This window comes from Mesorhizobium sp. B4-1-3 (assembly GCF_006439355.1).
In the GTDB taxonomy this organism is placed as follows: domain Bacteria; phylum Pseudomonadota; class Alphaproteobacteria; order Rhizobiales; family Rhizobiaceae; genus Mesorhizobium.
Genome location: NZ_VFTG01000018.1, coordinates 16,035 through 30,119 on the forward strand (window position 1 = coordinate 16,035; position 14,085 = coordinate 30,119).

Genomic DNA, 14,085 nt, shown 5'->3' on the forward strand with positions numbered 1-14,085 from the left:
GGCTGGTGGCAGGATAGGAATTCCGTTGGGGCGTCAACAGAGAGGCCTAGCGGCCAAAAAGTGTCCCACTTTGGAACGAATTGCTGGCTTGTCGATTTAGGAGATGCAGTCGATCCGCGGAGGTGTAACTGCTCTCTCTGTCGCAGAAAAGCCCGCCGCCTATGCTCATTGCGGCGGGCTTTGCTCTTGCTGGGAGTCCCCGAGAGTTTTCGTCTTTTCACTTCCTGCTGATCCAGAACCGCTAGCAATTCAGTGAAGGACTTCGGCAGCGTCGGTTCGACACCAAGTGGCCAACTGCCGAAACGTTTAGGCAGACTCGTTTAGCGCAGGCATTGTGCAGCCGCATTCAGGAGGGGCCGGTCTCATGGGCCGAACTCGCCCGAAAGGGAAACGTTCGCAGATGGAATTCCCCTGCGAGAACGTCCACCAGCCCAACTTCACCCTAAACCCAAGCACCTAGCATCGGGTCAAGGATCGTGGGAAATCAACAAAAGACAGTATGAAATAGATGAGGGCCGAGTCGTGTTGACGACCCGACCCTCTAAGCCCGCGGCACTGTCAAGGAGGGCACCCCCAGTGGCGAGCTGTCGGGAGGATAGCAGGTCGTGGACGAAGAGAAAGCGGGCCGACCGCTAGGGCAACGATCGGCCCTCTTCCATGAAAGCCTCGCAGCAGCGTCCCGGAGAGACGAGGGTAGGTGAGGGACAAACACTGCCGACTGCAGGCTCTGCGTTAACCATAGCAGGCATTAGCTGGTACTGATAATCAACTCTTTTGAGAACGGAACGTGGCGGAGAGAATCCCGCAGGGACACCGGCGGGGAGCTTGGCGGCTGGCTGCGGCCGTTTCTGCTTCCTCTTGCCGCTCACCAGTTCAGCCTGCCAGGTGGCCATCTTCCCCCTACTCGCCAGCAAATTCTTCTCGCCCCTGAGCGCCACCAATTCCGGCGAGACCTGTAGACTTCCGGTCGGGCGGGCGACTTTGGTCAGCACAGCGCCCGCGGTCGTGGCGACGCTGTCGGCGGCTCCCCCTCGCCTTGTTGAGCGCCATTTCGTGCGCGGCATCGCCGACGACCGGCATCACAGGGGTTACGATGGCCGACATTAAGATCGCCAGAGACCTCTGGGTTGCACGCTTTCCAAGCCGGATCGATCCGGCGGCGGAGATCAATCGCGGCGACTTCCGACGGCCGCCGCTACGCCTGCCATCGGAAGCCTCGGATCGCTACCCTGTCACGCTATTTTCCTTGCCGATTGGCACTTTTCAGCCTTCCACGTAGACGATGCGGCGCGTCGATGGCTCAACCAGCACCGGTCGGTTGTTCACATAGACATACCGGTACCGGTAGTTCGGGATCTTCTGCAGGACTACCGTCTCGGGCAGGGTTGCGCCGGTCACAACCTTACCTTGAAGGTATACGGGCTTGATCCGATGCGCACTAATGTAAGTGCGTACCTGTTCGGGCGGGTTGACCACGCTGCCAGCGGCACCGCCGCCGACGATCCCCGCCGCGCCGCCCACAGCAGCGCCGACCGGCCCTCCGATGATAGCGCCGGCGATCGCCCCGGTAGCGCCGCCGGCGACGGCTCCCGCATTAGCCTGATCGCGAGGAGGTTTCACGACCGCGATGCCGGAATTGGCCGGCCGCTCGGTCAAGACGACCCGATTGCCGCCGAATTCCGCCGTGACGTAGTCGGAATAGACCCAGCCTTGACCGCCAGCCTCGGCAATGGTGCACCATTTAGAGTTTTGCAGGCAGCCGTTCAGCGTGGCCGTCTGGCCCCCCCGCAGGACGCCGATCACCGGATATTGCGAGCCCGGACCAGCGCGAACGTTAAGGTTTGTAGCGGCGGATACGGGAGTGTCGGCAAAAGCTGCGCCAGACAAGGCGACAAGCGCGCCTGTTACAACGGGTAACAAAAGCCTTTTCATCGTTCTGTCTCCGTTTCATGGTTCCCTCAGAGCCAAAAACGAGGAAGAACCATGTGCGTTCCGCTGGCGGATTGCTGAACGGATGTCATTGGGATCGCTCTGCCGCTCCTGGTTTGTCGAGATATGCTCGTTATCGAAGCGGTCGATCTCGCCGAGCCAATCGACAGGCTCTATGCACGCGGGAGGAGGTCCGACCGCTGGAACAGCCCTCGGCACGTGCAGAAGCTGGGCAGCTCTTGAAATGCCAGCATTTGCTGACGCTATATAGCGTCATAGTTTTGGGCAGTGCACGCCGTCGCCGCCACCCCAATTCCTGCGTTCACCGCCGGCAGGGTCTCGAGCATGCTGGTGTTGCGGTTGACGTCCCGCGCACTAGGCACCGCGACCCGCAGCCATCTCGCAACCCGATGGTTCTGCATGATCCCGTCGAACCCGATCATCGCATGCTTGGCCAGGTCGGCGATGCTCATGGGCCCGTGCTCCTGGACGTACGTACTGCTGGCATAGATCGCCCAAACGGAATCGCAAATCTTGCGACCGACGAGCCGTTCGTCTACGGGCTCGCCCGAGCGGAGGGCAACGTCAGCCTCTCCTTCCCAAGATCGAGATACCGGTCGCTGGTGACGAACTCTATCGTCAGGCGGATAGCGTTCATAAAAGCGGTCCAGCAGGCCAGTTGCTGCTATGCGCGATACGGCTCCGGACAGGTGAGACGGATTACACCTTTGAGATCATGCTTCAGCGCTTGCGGTTGACGCTCAAGCGCATCGACTGTGCCTCTACACCAAGTCGGGCACCGCCTTCCATGAGCACGATCGGTCGCTCTGGGGCGGCCTGGGTGTCGGCGGCACGCTCTCGTGGGCTGATGACCATTTCACGGTGTTCGGCGAGGCCATCGCCAAGTCGAGCTTGACGAAGTCCGGCGACAGCCGTTCGATCTGCGCAAAGCTCGGGTGCAGTGTGAAGTGGTGAGCGGCGCGGACGAGGCATCGGGCTTAGCCCGGTTGAGCAGTCGGAATGCGGTCAGATGTTCGCATTCTGAGTCGTTCGCCTCCTGGGCGGTTCGACTTTTTGAGAGATCGAAACGGGATGAACCGTGGCCGCGGCGGAACAAATTTACGCCTCGGTGGTTTAGATGCAGGGCGGTCAATCCCTCCAGATATGGCCGCTCTTAGGGAAGCTCGTCGCTTACGCTTATTGGCTGCGACGGGCTTTTCTGTTGAACAAATACGTCCGCGCTGGCCTGCTGGCTCACTACGCCCCGTCACTCCATAACCATGCTCGCCAAAGGCCGCTGCAACTAGTTCTTGCCAGCAAACGCGCCGCGCGAAGCGAGTTTGGATTTGCCGAGCATCGGGATATGGTCACGTGCTCGAGTTTCGGCGATGCCGGTTCGCGCATGAGCAAGTGCACCTGCTTCTCCGCCTTCACGCGCTCGGTGCGAACCTCGGCTGCCTCTCTGGAAGTCCCACGTGATGATGGCCGTACGCTTTGTCCAGTGTATAGCCAACATGCCAGGCGCGCCGGCTGCTTCCCAGATCTCAACTCCGGCTAGGCCTACTTCAATCACAACGTTCGAAATCAGCTCCGATATTCGCTGGATCCACTCAACCTATCTGACGCGCAGGGGAACGGCCTCCTGGAGTGTCGTTCTCAAACGGAGCGATTAGAGGAAGTGCTGGGGCGCCAAGCGCGGCTGTAGCGAGCCGATGATGTAGGTGCCCGTTCCGCACCAGGAACATTGCGGCTCACCCCACGTTGGGGTGTCGAGATAGAGGAGCACGATGATGCACAAGGACGAAGCGAAAGGGTCTGCTAAGAAACTGCGCGGCGAGGTCAAGGACAAGATCGGCAAGGCTACAGGTGACGACAAGCTCCGCGCCGACGGAGCGGCGGACAAAGCCGAGGGTACGCTGCAAAGGGGCGTAGGCAAGGCAAAGGACGCTGTCCGGGACGCCTTGAAGGACTAAGCATTCGAATCAGCGCGCTCAGTCGCTGCAAGCAAAAGGGGGATCGCCGCCCGAGCTTCGAAAGCCTCGGTCGCGGCTTCTACCCGGCCACCGCTGAAGAGGGTGCTGACGCCGGAACCAGCCGGAACCGTGGCGGTTTTCCTTCTCCAGAACCGGAGACCGAGCATGTTTAGCTTGCTGATTGTTCTCGGCGCAGTGTGTGGCGCCGTCAAGCTCGGAAGAGAGATCGGCCGCGATGAGGCCGGGATATTACTCGGAGCGCCGATAGACTACGAATGCCATTCGTCAACAAGAAGCTAGGACGGCATCGACCGCTAGGTTGGCGGCAGGAAACCATTGGGAACAATCATTGCGTTTGCTCACCGGACGGCGTGATGGCAGGCTATCGATCTCGAAATCGAGCCCGAACCGCTCACGGACAAATCTCGTTGGACCGTTCGGACAATTTACCAACGCGGGATTGCGCCGTGGATTTATGCCTCGAGCAAGGCACCACCGTATTGTGCCCACAAGCGGTCGCAGTCCCACTTCCGAAGGCTCGGTTTACCTGGGAACCCGCAGAGGACTATCGCACCGCGAACGTCGTAGCCGAGCACCGACGCGTTAGCTACGAACTGAATAGCACGCCCCAAGCTGATGGGCCGGATCCGGGTTTCTATTTTGCTGGCAAGGTCGATCACGCCGAAGACTTCCGCCTCTGCGCTTCTCCCGGCCAAAACAGCCGACGAAATTGCATCGTCTAAGGCAAGCAACATGGCAGATTCCCCCGAGCCTTGATGACAACTCCGGCGCGCGCAAGTTGTTCCGCGCCTGCAAAACGAAATTGCTATCCGCTTCCAGTGGTCTATGCCCCGACTGCTCGTGGGCGGTTCCGTTGCCAGCGGAGGCTTTGCAAAACACGGCGGCGCCGGACCACATCCAGACTGTCCGCCAAGGTTATGCCGGGTCAACTTGGCGTCGCCCGCTCGCCGACCTCTTCGAGCTTGTCCAGAACAGCTTCGGGTGCAACCTCGCGCCTGAGCTCGGCGACGTGCCTGATATGGAGTGATCAGCACCAATGTGCAGACGCTACAAGAGATACCTGCCATGGTCGGAGATACACCGGCTCTACCGGCTGACCGCGCCAGCCGATCTCGGCCGCAACGACGCGCCCCGCTACAATATTGCGCCCACCGACGAGGTGCCGTTCATCACGACGGCCGAGGACGGCAATCACAAGGTCCGCAGTGGTCGTTGGTAGCTAGTATCTTTTCGGGCGAAGGAGATGCACCAAAGCGCCGATGTTTAGTGCGAGGATCGACCGTCGATACGAGGGCGCGCGGCGAGGTCGTGCGTTCTCTGCGGCGACTAGTTGCAGCCGACAACATTACCAAAATGAAAATGCCAAGCTGGAAACAGAGCTTGCGATCGCGCGAGCGATGATCTGATCGGGTCGGCAATGGTGATCGATATCGCAAGGCGATCAACCACCCCGGGCTAAGCTTTACTTGCAGCCCGGTTATCTATTCGGCGCGAAATTTCAGCCGCGATTTTCTCGATCGAGCCGATGAAATCAATCGGCCCAATCATATTGCGTTGCATTCTCGGGCATGCCTTTCGGGGCACTGCCCGCCCGACCTACAACCATGGTGACGCCGCCGGCAGAATGGATGGCGGCAAGGCCACGAGACCCATCGCTAAGTGAGCCCCTGAGAACTACTCCGATGCCGTTGTCCTTGGCATGAACAGCGACAGACGCGAACAACAGATCCACTGTTTTGTTGCGAAATTTGTGATGGCCGCCCTCGACCAAATGAATTCGGCTTCGCTCAGCCAATGAGAGGTGGGCGGCTGGCTCCCCGATATAACAAGTGCCAAGCAGGAAGGTGTCATCTTCCGGCGCTATGACTACTGGTAATGCTGATCGGCGCGCCAGCACGTCGCGCAGATGGCTCACGCGATCGCTAGGCCGGTGAAGCACTGCCAGCACGACAGCGGGCAGCCCCGCAGGAAGCGACCCGAGCAGGTCCTTCAAATCGTCCAGGCCTTCAGGACCAGAGGCACCAATGGCGATGAAGGGCGACACATTCTTGGGAAAGGCCATTTGCCTCCGTTGCACATGCGCGCGCTGGGCGGTTGTCGCGCTGTTATGCCAATGGCCGTGGGGCTGACGAGGTTGTCGAGCCGGATCGTAACTGAGGGTTTTCGCGAAAATGTTTCAGCGAGGCATGGCAGACCTTCTCGTCGCGCTTAAGGTATTCACCCGACCTACCAAGCCGGGCTTAAGCCATTCAGCCTTTCCTTCGCCACGCCCTTCGGCAGTGGCGCTCCGATCTTCCTCTCAACGCTATCCTAGAGGACCTGACGTTTGTCAGCTTTGAAGGTGACGAAAGCGCCGCCGAGGTAGTGGCCATTGTCGGCTATGAGCACCATGGCCGGCTTGTCAGCCTCTCGCTGCACGCCAATGATATCAATCTCCTTCTCGACGTAGCACTTGATCTTGCGCCACAGCATGGTCGAGCCGGAGCGATATACGCCTGCCAGACGCTTAGACACAATGCCTTCGAGATAGCCCCGCAAGCAAGGTGATAGACGGCGTCGCCTGTGCCCGGGAGCGCCTCACTGAACCGGATGCAGCCACCCGGGTATCGCCGCTTGCAACTCCTCGCGCCGATCCTTCAGCGTCAGGTCGCGCAAGTCATGGCCGTTATGTGCAGAAGGTCGAACGCGACGAGATCGAGATCGTGCGCCGGCCAGTAATCGCCGAACGGTAGGCACGAAAATCCGAGAGTCCCGCTTCATTAATGACGATCGTCTCCCCCTCGACGATGAAGCTCGCCGCATCGATTCTTTCAGGAGGTGTGGGACGGGCGCCGTTAAGAGGTCGAAGTTCACGGCTAGCGACTTCGCCAACCGCTTCTTCTCGTTCCCGAAAAAAGACGGCGTGCCGGCCCTCGATGTGACGTTTTCGCCGCGACCACAGGCCGCCGCTGCGGCGCGGCTCGACGAGATCGTCAAGCGCTGCGATGCTGAAGCAGAGAAAGGCGGCAACGTCTTCTTGGCCGTGATGACGGCCACGAGCACGTCGCCCAATCCTGTCTACGAGAAGCTTACTGCCCTCCACGCAGACGCGCGGCTCTTCAGCTACGGTATCTCGGACAACCCGACTGGTATTGCGTTCTATCCGGTCGGCGAAAAGCACGGGTGTCAGTTACGGGCAAACCGAAATACACCCAGTTACCTCCGCGCTTCAATCAGGTTCCAAACATCCTCTCGGCAGAAGCCCATCAAATCCACCACAAGTTCGTGGTTTGTGGATTCGGTGGCGACGATCCTGTAGTCTTCTGCGGCTCCTCCAACCTGGCTTTGGCCGCAGAGGAGGTGAACGGTGACAACCTGCTGTGCATCCACGACGACGAGATTGTCACGGCCTTCACTATCTAGGCGGTGCTGCTAATCGACCACTTCAATTTCCTGGATCAGACCACCAAGGCGGCGAAAGGCAAAGGGGCGGAGGCGAAGACCGAGGAGCCACCCGCCGACAAGTGCACGGCCGCCGTCCAAGCCGAGTGGTCCCTTGGCACCGACGGCAATGGGCCGACAAGTATTTCGATCCGAAGGACCTGCATAGCCGCGACCGCGAGATGTTTGCTAAAAGTCCTGCCATGGGTGATGCCATCACAAACGTCAGCGCGGCAAGGGTTTCAGCCCGGAACGGGGCCAGCAACAGCTAGCAGTTCGAGGCTTTCAATCTCTTGCATCACCTTTCCAGCGATCCCTTGCAAGTCGCCATACATGCCGACCGTTGACTCGATCACCTCATGGATTTGCGCTTCGCGTTTGGCCCACAGTCGGACGGTGGCTTTGCGCTCACGGGAAAGGTCGTCCTGCATTTCGGAGAACTTCTCAACAATGGCCTCGATTCGCTCTCTGAAACGCGGCCCGGTCAAATATTCGTAGACCAGCTCCATTTTTGAGGCCTGGCCGACCTGCACGAGCCGGGATTTATTCAACTGGATCAATAACTGCCGTAGCATAACTGCGATCGCAATGGCGCACTTGGGATGGGCGACGTATACGCCGTCGATCAAGTCAAATGTCTCAACGCCGGCGGGCAGGACCTCAGAAATCAGCAAAGCGATGTCCGCCTTCGCGGCTCGCTGATCAGTTCTCAACTTGGCGAGCCAACTCTGACTCCAATTCTTGGTGCGCTTTGACTCCCAAAGTATGGATCCGCATGGCTGACCGGCCGGACCCACGACCCGCTGAAGGAGGTCACCACCGAACTCGCCTTTCGCCACCGGTTCGATCACATCAACCGGGAACCGACTGCTGATCAGTCCTTCCAGTTCCAACTCCAGTGCTTCACCTTGCAATTGCTGAGAGCCCTGTTCAGCGCGGCGCTTCAGGTCCACAATCTGGCGCTGCATGCCGGCGATTTGTTCCTCCTTCTCGACGATCTTCATTTTGAGACCGTCTTCGGCTTCAGATTTCGCCTTTGCACGAACGGCGTCCAATCCTTCCTGAACCTTCCGCTCGATCGTGAGAGCCAATTCCCGCCGTTCGTCCTCCAACGCGCGTTGCTTCATGAGGAACTCTGCCTGCTGCATTTGCGCCTGCTCGAGCTTGGCCTCGCGAACCTTCAGAATCTCCTCCAGCTCGGCCACCTTGCGGTTGCGCTCGTCTAAGTCGGCGGAGAGCAAAAGCTTGGCCTTGCGAGCCTCGTCGGCCGCGATGTGACCGCGCTCGATCCTGATTTTTTCGGCAACGAGGCGTTCGACGCCTTCTTTGGCAGCTTCGATTTCCTGGCGCTGACGCTTAAGTTCTTCCTCTCTGATGGCGATGGCTGCATTTGCCTGAGCGATGCGTTGCTCATACTCCTCTCGCGTGGCAGCGATCAGCGGCCCCGCGAGAGATTCATTAAGTTTGATGTCGGTCCTACAACTAGGGCAGGTGATCGTCGGCTCGTTGAAAAGCATATCGCCGTGCAGAGTCTTTCTGACTGATTGAATTGTCATTGGACGTCGCCTCAAAAGAATCGGTTTCCCATAGGCGACAGTATAGGGGATGTGGCGCGGCCCGAACAGAACAAAGTAAGAACATTTGCCGCAATCATGCGGCAACGCGCCTCGGTGGAGGTGCTGCCAGCCTCTGCAATGGGTCGGGGGCGGACGATAGCCGCATGCATTGCGCTGCAGCTTCCATGAAGCGCTGCACCTCCAGCTCTCAAAGCTGCGCCGCACCCTGGCGCTTGCTTATATTTGATTACATCGGTGGATTGCGCACGCGATCCTCCAGATCGCGCTGCTTTTCTTCGTTCGAGGCCAGCCGGTTGAACGTGTGTTCGGCAAGCATGGAGCCGACGAATAGGATCAGGAGCGGCGCGGTCCATGTCCAGAAGGAATGCAGGGCGAAAAAGGCCAAGCCGGCGACAGCGGCCGAAACCGGAAAGAGCGCGAACCGGATCGTCTGGGCCATTCTACTCCCTGTCCAATTAGCAGAGCGGAAGATTTCGGCTAAGCTGTCTATCTCACTTTGGGTGCGACGATCGATCTGCAATTCACAAAAGGCGGTTACGCCGGGCAGCGCAATGGGTAGGGGCGCCTTGCCCATAAGTGGCCCGACAGTTCCGCGACGGAGATGCTTGAGTCGCCGTTCGGGGATGTGCGTATGCGTAAGGACGGCCTCAGGCTCAGCTGCGGGTCGGGCCGCATCCGGCGTTTTACAAGCCGCTCGAGCTGCGCGAGATCATCGGCAACGTGACGGTCGACGAAGTTCGGGAGAAAGTTCGTTGCCAGCAATGCGGCAGCCGCGAGTGGGTGGACCCCGAGCTATTCCATCCAACCGGAGAGCAGGCGCACACGATCCGATATAGGCGATTGGTACAAATCCGCTGGGAAAAACGCGTCATCCGGCGAGATAAGTGAGCAACGAGCCTACCTAATTGGGGCCGGCGTCGACAAGCTGTGAAACTCTTCAAATTGGTCTGGGAAGTTGTGTGCTAGGTAGCGCACCATCTTGGAATTATCCATTATCCGGTCAAGATAGCGGCGCGCTGCCACCAGTTCCAGGCTCACAGAGCCACGCCGTTCCACAGCCCTCAGAAACTCACTGCTTAGCCTGCCAAGTTCTGGCGTCATCGCACCGAGTTGGTCTTCAGACACGTTGGCTATGATTTTTGGATTGAAACCCTCGACCAGCAGAGGGCGCGGCGTAAAGGCGACAAGGATCTTTGAGTATGTGAATGTGACCCGCTCCATAGCGACCATCAGTCGGGCAATTTCCATTTGCCTGGCCGGGAGCACATGCCGCAGCAAACCGAAGATCTTCACCTTCACAAAACAGTCCTGGAGGAAAGCGAGGACGTCTGGGCAAATCCCGCTGACGGGTTGCCGGTGCGCGCTGCTGGCTGCAGGCGACATGCCGGCATGCTTTGCTGTCGCCGTCTCTAACGTATCGTCGTCGTGTAACCTCTGCACCAGGCAGTTTGGGATCGTGGCAAACCCTTCGGACATCAGCAACGAGAGAAACTCTTTGTCATTCATTGTCACGCGAAGTGCTTCGGCCAGACGGACCAGGCAGCGTTCCGCTTCCTTGGTTTCTCGTATGAAATCGCGCTTGCGGCCGCACGCCGCCTTGTAGGCCGGCAACAGCTTGGGCGCGAACAGCTTCTCCTTCGACCCAAGTTGATCGGCAGCAATTTCGCGGGCGTGCCTCTGGGCGCTGCCGTGCAACGCCTGGTAGGCCGCTTCGCGGGTCAAACGACGCTTCAACCGCACCATAGGGTCTCCGCACTTGCTCGCGCTGATAGCCTGACGAGGGGGTCGAGCGTGGAAAAGAGGAAGGTGTCCAGCCGCGCTCCATTGTTGGCGGCCAATTGCGATTTGCCGGCGATTTCTGAAGCGGGGGCAATGAGGTAGTCCCGAATGACCAGATCACCCGGGCCCATCCTGATCAGGGTAAAAATGTCGGCCACCGACTGGGGTTGGGTGTCCATGGACCAGAAAGGGTAGCCGTGGTCGGAAGCGCGGCAGCGCGCGATTTCGATCGCAACCGTGAACTCGTCGTTGATCCGCAAGAGGTCGGCCTCCTTGTTGTAGGTCGCCTTTCCGCCAACGCATCTGATCGCGGCCAGTAGGTCCCCGATCGCCTGTGTGCGCAGCGACGCCAGTCGCTCTCGCGATGTGATAAATTGCCAGTTCTTGGGCGGCTGATACCCGATCGATTCGTAGGCCTTCAGAAGGCTTCCGAAGCGATGATGATACAAGCTGGCCTTGGGACAATCAGGCGCAGCGTCGATGATCGAGCTGGACAGGGCGCCGTGACGCGCCAGGACCTTCTTCAGTGCAGCCAGAATCTCATCATTGCTTGCGCGCAGATGCGAATAAAGCTTTCTGTGGATGGCTTGAGCCCGATCGAACAGCCTGCGGTCTACAATCGGCTCGAATGCGCCTTCCGCGCGCACCCACTGTTCAGGAGGATTGCTCACCGCCTTTGCTTTCAGCTTGCGGGAGCGCCTATTCCAGACATTGGTGCCGACGTATTTTTCATTGGTTAGGACGCCGCGCACAGTTTCCCGCTTCCATGGCCGCCCAAGATCCGTCAGCACGCCGCGCTTGTTCAGAAGCCTTGCCATCTCGAGCTCTGTCATGTGCGTTTTGACGAACTGACGGAAAATCCACCGAACCGTTGCAACTTCTTCGGGCGGCCCTGGCACCAAGATCGTCCTGTCGGTGTGAACGCTCTTTTGCTCGTGCTCGGAGAGAATCAGTTTTAGACGTCCCGAATGGTCCATAATCTGGCGTCTTAAGCCGAGCCCTGGCTTACCACCCTGGCGGAATCCCAACCGGATCAGCCTTGCCTGTCCTATGAACGTCTTTTGCGAGAGCATGCGGCTGTGCTCGGCCGCCATGCTGCGTTTGATGGCCTTAAGCACGTCCGAGCCGATACTGCCGTCGTTCAAGAACTGCTCGGCGCAGAATTCGATCCGAACGCCGGCCATATGGCAGCGGTATTCGTAGGAGGCGCTTTCATCGATGTTCTGAAAGCGTCCCCAGCGGCTCACATCATAGACAACGATGGTTTCAAAGGCGGCGCGGCCGCTCTCCACATCGGCTAGCAAACGTTGAAGGCCAGGGCGTCCGCCTAACTTAAGGCCACTTCGACCCGCGTCCTCGTATGTGGCGACGATATCGTAGCCCATTATATCGGCATAGTTGCGGATGGCATCTTTCTGGTTGTCGATCGAGTAGGTCTGGTGCTCTTTCGACATGCGCAGATACTGGGCCGCACGGATTCTTGGCCTCCCAAGAGGGCCTGCGGGAGCCGTTGCAAACTTGTCCATCGTCTTGCGCCGTCATGCTGGTGTTTTAAACTAGCGGTCATTGACCGAGCGGCAAGGGAACGGAATGCGCCAGTACGTCGGTCTGATCCACAAAGAGGACGCCAGCGATTATGGAGTGTCCTTACCCGACCTTCCCGGCGTTGTTACGGCCGGAGCAAGTCTCGAAGAAGCGCGCGAGTTAGCCGAACAGGTTTTGGGCTTTCACGTTTTAGGTTTGATAGAGGATGGCGTGGTGGTTCCTGATCCCACTTCCCTTGGGAAGATCATGGCAGAAGCCGATCGCCGGGTACTCACCCCAATCATGGTTTCGCTTGGCGTCCGCTGAAGGTCTTTCCTATTCGGCAACCATGGCGTTCAACCGTCGAGAAACCGTGATTCACTTCGTGAGGAGGCTCCGCCGCCGTTCCGCCGCAATGCGACCGCACTCGGGGCTTCGTTCGCCCCCGTCGTCAGTCCCTGGGGCTTCAGAGGAGTTCTAGTGATGATCATCAAGAAGGCAATTCTGGCCGTGCTCATGACCGCCGCCCTTGCCGGATGCGAGACCCAGACCGAAGGCCAGCAGCGGGCCACCACCGGCGCATTGCTCGGCGGCGCCGGCGGCGCGTTGGTCGGCCAGGCGATTGGCGGCAACACCAAGAGCACGGTGATTGGCGCCGCCAGCGGCGCGCTGCTCGGCGCCGTGGTCGGCTCGGCCACCACCCCTCAGGAGCCGCGCGGCGGCCAGCTCTGCCGCTACCAAGACCGCTACGGCCGCATTTATACCGCCCCTTGTGACGACCGCTACTACAACGGCAACTATTGATCGTGTCCGGGGGGTGGAGGCCGGCGCGTTCAGAGCCGGCCTCTTCTGTTGTCATTCTTGCGCGGTTGCAAACTGCATGATGAGGAAAGCGTGAGGCCTACATCCTAGAACGCCTTGCGTACACAACTAGTAGATCCTTCCACTGATTCTGAGCGCCAGGCATACGAGAGAATGAGAGGGGCTCATGCGCTCACCGAACCCTTATAGGAACGGGAAGGCCGGGTTGCATCAAAACTACTCCTCTTTCTGATGATCTGGTCGGGTCGGCAATGGTGATCGATATCGCAAGGCGATCAACCACCCTGGGCTAAGCTTTACTTGCAGCCCGGTTATCTATTCGGCGCGAAATTTCAGCCGCGATTTTCTCGATCGAGCCGATGAAATCAATCGGCCCATCATATTGCGTTGCATTCTCCGGCATGCCTCTCGTTGCACTCCCCGCCCGACCTACAACCATGGTGGCGCCCCCAGCAGAATGGATGGCGGCAAGGCCGCGAGACCCATCGCTAAGTGAACCCCTGAGAACTACTCCGATGCCGTTGTCCTTGGCGTGAAGAGCGACAGACGTAAACAACAGGTCCACTGTTTTGTTGCGACATTTGTGATGGGCGCCATCGGTCAAATGAATTCGGCTTCGCCCAACCAATGAGAGGTGGGCGGCTGGCTCCCCGATATAGCAAGTCGCAAGGCGGAAGGCGTCACCTTCCGGCGCTATGACTACCGGTAATGCTGATCGGCGTGCCAGCACGTCGCGCAGATGGCTCACGCGATCGCTGGGGCGGTGAAGCACTGCCAGCACGACAGCCGGTAGCCCCGCAAGAAGCGCCCCGAGCAGGTCCTTCAAGTCGTCCAAGCCTTCAGGACCAGGACCACCAATGGCGATGAAGGGCCGCACATCCTCGGGAAAAGCCATTTGCCCCCCGTTGCACCTGCGCGCGCGCTGAGCGCGGTTATCGCACTGCCGTTTGTGACAATAGCTGTGGGCCTGACGAGGTTGTCAAGCCGGATCGTACTGAGGGTTTCGCGAAGATGTTTCAGCGAGACATGGCAGACCTTCT

Annotated in this window: 16 protein-coding genes; 6 read left to right on the forward strand and 10 right to left on the reverse strand. The window is 59.2% G+C overall.

What is annotated here, in order from left to right:
• Positions 1–1,093 precede the first annotated feature (1,093 nt).
• Complete coding sequence (locus FJW06_RS20730; protein WP_140754059.1) at positions 1,094–1,279, forward strand: hypothetical protein; 186 nt, start codon at positions 1,094–1,096, stop codon at positions 1,277–1,279.
• On the opposite strand, the gene FJW06_RS20735 is transcribed toward FJW06_RS20730, so the two are convergent.
• Positions 1,264–1,932 carry a DUF1236 domain-containing protein gene (locus tag FJW06_RS20735; protein WP_140754060.1) on the reverse strand — a complete coding sequence of 223 codons (669 nt, stop codon included), beginning with the start codon at positions 1,930–1,932 and terminating at the stop codon, positions 1,264–1,266. The two genes, FJW06_RS20730 and FJW06_RS20735, sit on opposite strands and share 16 nt — an antisense overlap.
• A gap of 260 nt (positions 1,933–2,192) precedes the next feature.
• Entirely contained in the window at positions 2,193–2,639 is a 447-nt protein-coding gene (locus FJW06_RS20740; protein ID WP_140754061.1) for a LysR substrate-binding domain-containing protein, read from the reverse strand.
• 1,080 nt (positions 2,640–3,719) lie between these two features.
• Between FJW06_RS20740 and FJW06_RS20745 the strand changes: the two genes are divergently transcribed.
• Together FJW06_RS20745 and FJW06_RS20755 are read left to right on the forward strand one after the other, a co-directional pair.
• Positions 3,720–3,902, forward strand: coding sequence for a CsbD family protein (locus FJW06_RS20745; protein WP_140754149.1), 183 nt, complete (start codon positions 3,720–3,722; stop codon positions 3,900–3,902).
• A gap of 1,057 nt (positions 3,903–4,959) precedes the next feature.
• A complete protein-coding gene (locus FJW06_RS20755) occupies positions 4,960–5,142 on the forward strand; it encodes an SOS response-associated peptidase (protein WP_140754063.1) in 183 nt (60 codons plus the stop codon).
• A gap of 312 nt (positions 5,143–5,454) precedes the next feature.
• Here FJW06_RS20755 and FJW06_RS20760 read toward each other — a convergent pair whose 3' ends face one another.
• From FJW06_RS20760 to FJW06_RS20770, 3 genes are all read right to left on the reverse strand, one after another.
• Entirely contained in the window at positions 5,455–5,985 is a 531-nt protein-coding gene (locus FJW06_RS20760; protein ID WP_246674738.1) for a chemotaxis protein CheB, read from the reverse strand.
• Positions 5,986–6,233: 248 nt separating this feature from the next.
• Positions 6,234–6,437, reverse strand: a complete 204-nt coding sequence (locus FJW06_RS20765) for an ATP-dependent DNA ligase (RefSeq protein WP_140754064.1) — start codon at positions 6,435–6,437, stop codon at positions 6,234–6,236.
• A 151-nt stretch (positions 6,438–6,588) separates the two neighbouring features.
• The gene (locus FJW06_RS20770) at positions 6,589–7,083 is read right to left on the reverse strand and encodes a hypothetical protein (RefSeq protein WP_140754065.1); all 495 of its coding nucleotides are present in this window, start codon (positions 7,081–7,083) and stop codon (positions 6,589–6,591) included.
• A gap of 2 nt (positions 7,084–7,085) precedes the next feature.
• Between FJW06_RS20770 and FJW06_RS20775 the strand changes: the two genes are divergently transcribed.
• Entirely contained in the window at positions 7,086–7,325 is a 240-nt protein-coding gene (locus FJW06_RS20775; protein ID WP_140754066.1) for a hypothetical protein, read from the forward strand.
• Between the two features lie 260 nt (positions 7,326–7,585).
• Here FJW06_RS20775 and FJW06_RS20780 read toward each other — a convergent pair whose 3' ends face one another.
• The 4 genes from FJW06_RS20780 to FJW06_RS20795 form a co-directional block, all read right to left on the reverse strand.
• Positions 7,586–8,899, reverse strand: coding sequence for a DUF2130 domain-containing protein (locus tag FJW06_RS20780; RefSeq protein WP_140754067.1), 1,314 nt, complete (start codon positions 8,897–8,899; stop codon positions 7,586–7,588).
• 247 nt (positions 8,900–9,146) lie between these two features.
• Positions 9,147–9,494, reverse strand: coding sequence for a hypothetical protein (locus tag FJW06_RS20785; protein WP_140754068.1), 348 nt, complete (start codon positions 9,492–9,494; stop codon positions 9,147–9,149).
• A 323-nt stretch (positions 9,495–9,817) separates the two neighbouring features.
• Positions 9,818–10,663 carry a plasmid partitioning protein RepB C-terminal domain-containing protein gene (locus FJW06_RS20790; protein WP_140754069.1) on the reverse strand — a complete coding sequence of 282 codons (846 nt, stop codon included), beginning with the start codon at positions 10,661–10,663 and terminating at the stop codon, positions 9,818–9,820.
• Positions 10,651–12,225, reverse strand: a complete 1,575-nt coding sequence (locus FJW06_RS20795; protein ID WP_140754070.1) for a recombinase family protein — start codon at positions 12,223–12,225, stop codon at positions 10,651–10,653. The genes FJW06_RS20790 and FJW06_RS20795 overlap by 13 nt, the downstream gene beginning before the upstream one ends.
• Before the next feature lie 64 nt (positions 12,226–12,289).
• On the opposite strand from FJW06_RS20795, the gene FJW06_RS20800 reads away from it, so the two are divergent.
• Together FJW06_RS20800 and FJW06_RS20805 are read left to right on the forward strand one after the other, a co-directional pair.
• Positions 12,290–12,550, forward strand: a complete 261-nt coding sequence (locus FJW06_RS20800) for a type II toxin-antitoxin system HicB family antitoxin (RefSeq protein ID WP_140754071.1) — start codon at positions 12,290–12,292, stop codon at positions 12,548–12,550.
• A 156-nt stretch (positions 12,551–12,706) separates the two neighbouring features.
• Complete coding sequence (locus FJW06_RS20805) at positions 12,707–13,027, forward strand: YMGG-like glycine zipper-containing protein (protein WP_140645619.1); 321 nt, start codon at positions 12,707–12,709, stop codon at positions 13,025–13,027.
• Positions 13,028–13,334: 307 nt separating this feature from the next.
• On the opposite strand, the gene FJW06_RS20810 is transcribed toward FJW06_RS20805, so the two are convergent.
• Positions 13,335–13,940, reverse strand: a complete 606-nt coding sequence (locus tag FJW06_RS20810; RefSeq protein ID WP_140754072.1) for a chemotaxis protein CheB — start codon at positions 13,938–13,940, stop codon at positions 13,335–13,337.
• Positions 13,941–14,085: the final 145 nt, after the last annotated feature.

Bases quoted from the DNA above. Each gene is read 5' to 3' on its own strand.
- FJW06_RS20730 (WP_140754059.1), top strand. From the start codon at position 1,094: ATGGCCGACATTAAGATCGCCAGAGACCTCTGGGTTGCACGCTTTCCA.
- FJW06_RS20780 (WP_140754067.1), bottom strand. From the start codon at position 8,899: ATGACAATTCAATCAGTCAGAAAGACTCTGCACGGCGATATGCTTTTC.
- FJW06_RS20735 (WP_140754060.1), bottom strand. From the start codon at position 1,932: ATGAAAAGGCTTTTGTTACCCGTTGTAACAGGCGCGCTTGTCGCCTTG.
- FJW06_RS20785 (WP_140754068.1), bottom strand. From the start codon at position 9,494: ATGGGCAAGGCGCCCCTACCCATTGCGCTGCCCGGCGTAACCGCCTTT.
- FJW06_RS20800 (WP_140754071.1), top strand. From the start codon at position 12,290: ATGCGCCAGTACGTCGGTCTGATCCACAAAGAGGACGCCAGCGATTAT.
- FJW06_RS20755 (WP_140754063.1), top strand. From the start codon at position 4,960: ATGTGCAGACGCTACAAGAGATACCTGCCATGGTCGGAGATACACCGG.
- FJW06_RS20795 (WP_140754070.1), bottom strand. From the start codon at position 12,225: ATGGACAAGTTTGCAACGGCTCCCGCAGGCCCTCTTGGGAGGCCAAGA.
- FJW06_RS20810 (WP_140754072.1), bottom strand. From the start codon at position 13,940: ATGGCTTTTCCCGAGGATGTGCGGCCCTTCATCGCCATTGGTGGTCCT.
- FJW06_RS20805 (WP_140645619.1), top strand. From the start codon at position 12,707: ATGATCATCAAGAAGGCAATTCTGGCCGTGCTCATGACCGCCGCCCTT.
- FJW06_RS20790 (WP_140754069.1), bottom strand. From the start codon at position 10,663: ATGGTGCGGTTGAAGCGTCGTTTGACCCGCGAAGCGGCCTACCAGGCG.
- FJW06_RS20760 (WP_246674738.1), bottom strand. From the start codon at position 5,985: ATGGCCTTTCCCAAGAATGTGTCGCCCTTCATCGCCATTGGTGCCTCT.
- FJW06_RS20745 (WP_140754149.1), top strand. From the start codon at position 3,720: ATGCACAAGGACGAAGCGAAAGGGTCTGCTAAGAAACTGCGCGGCGAG.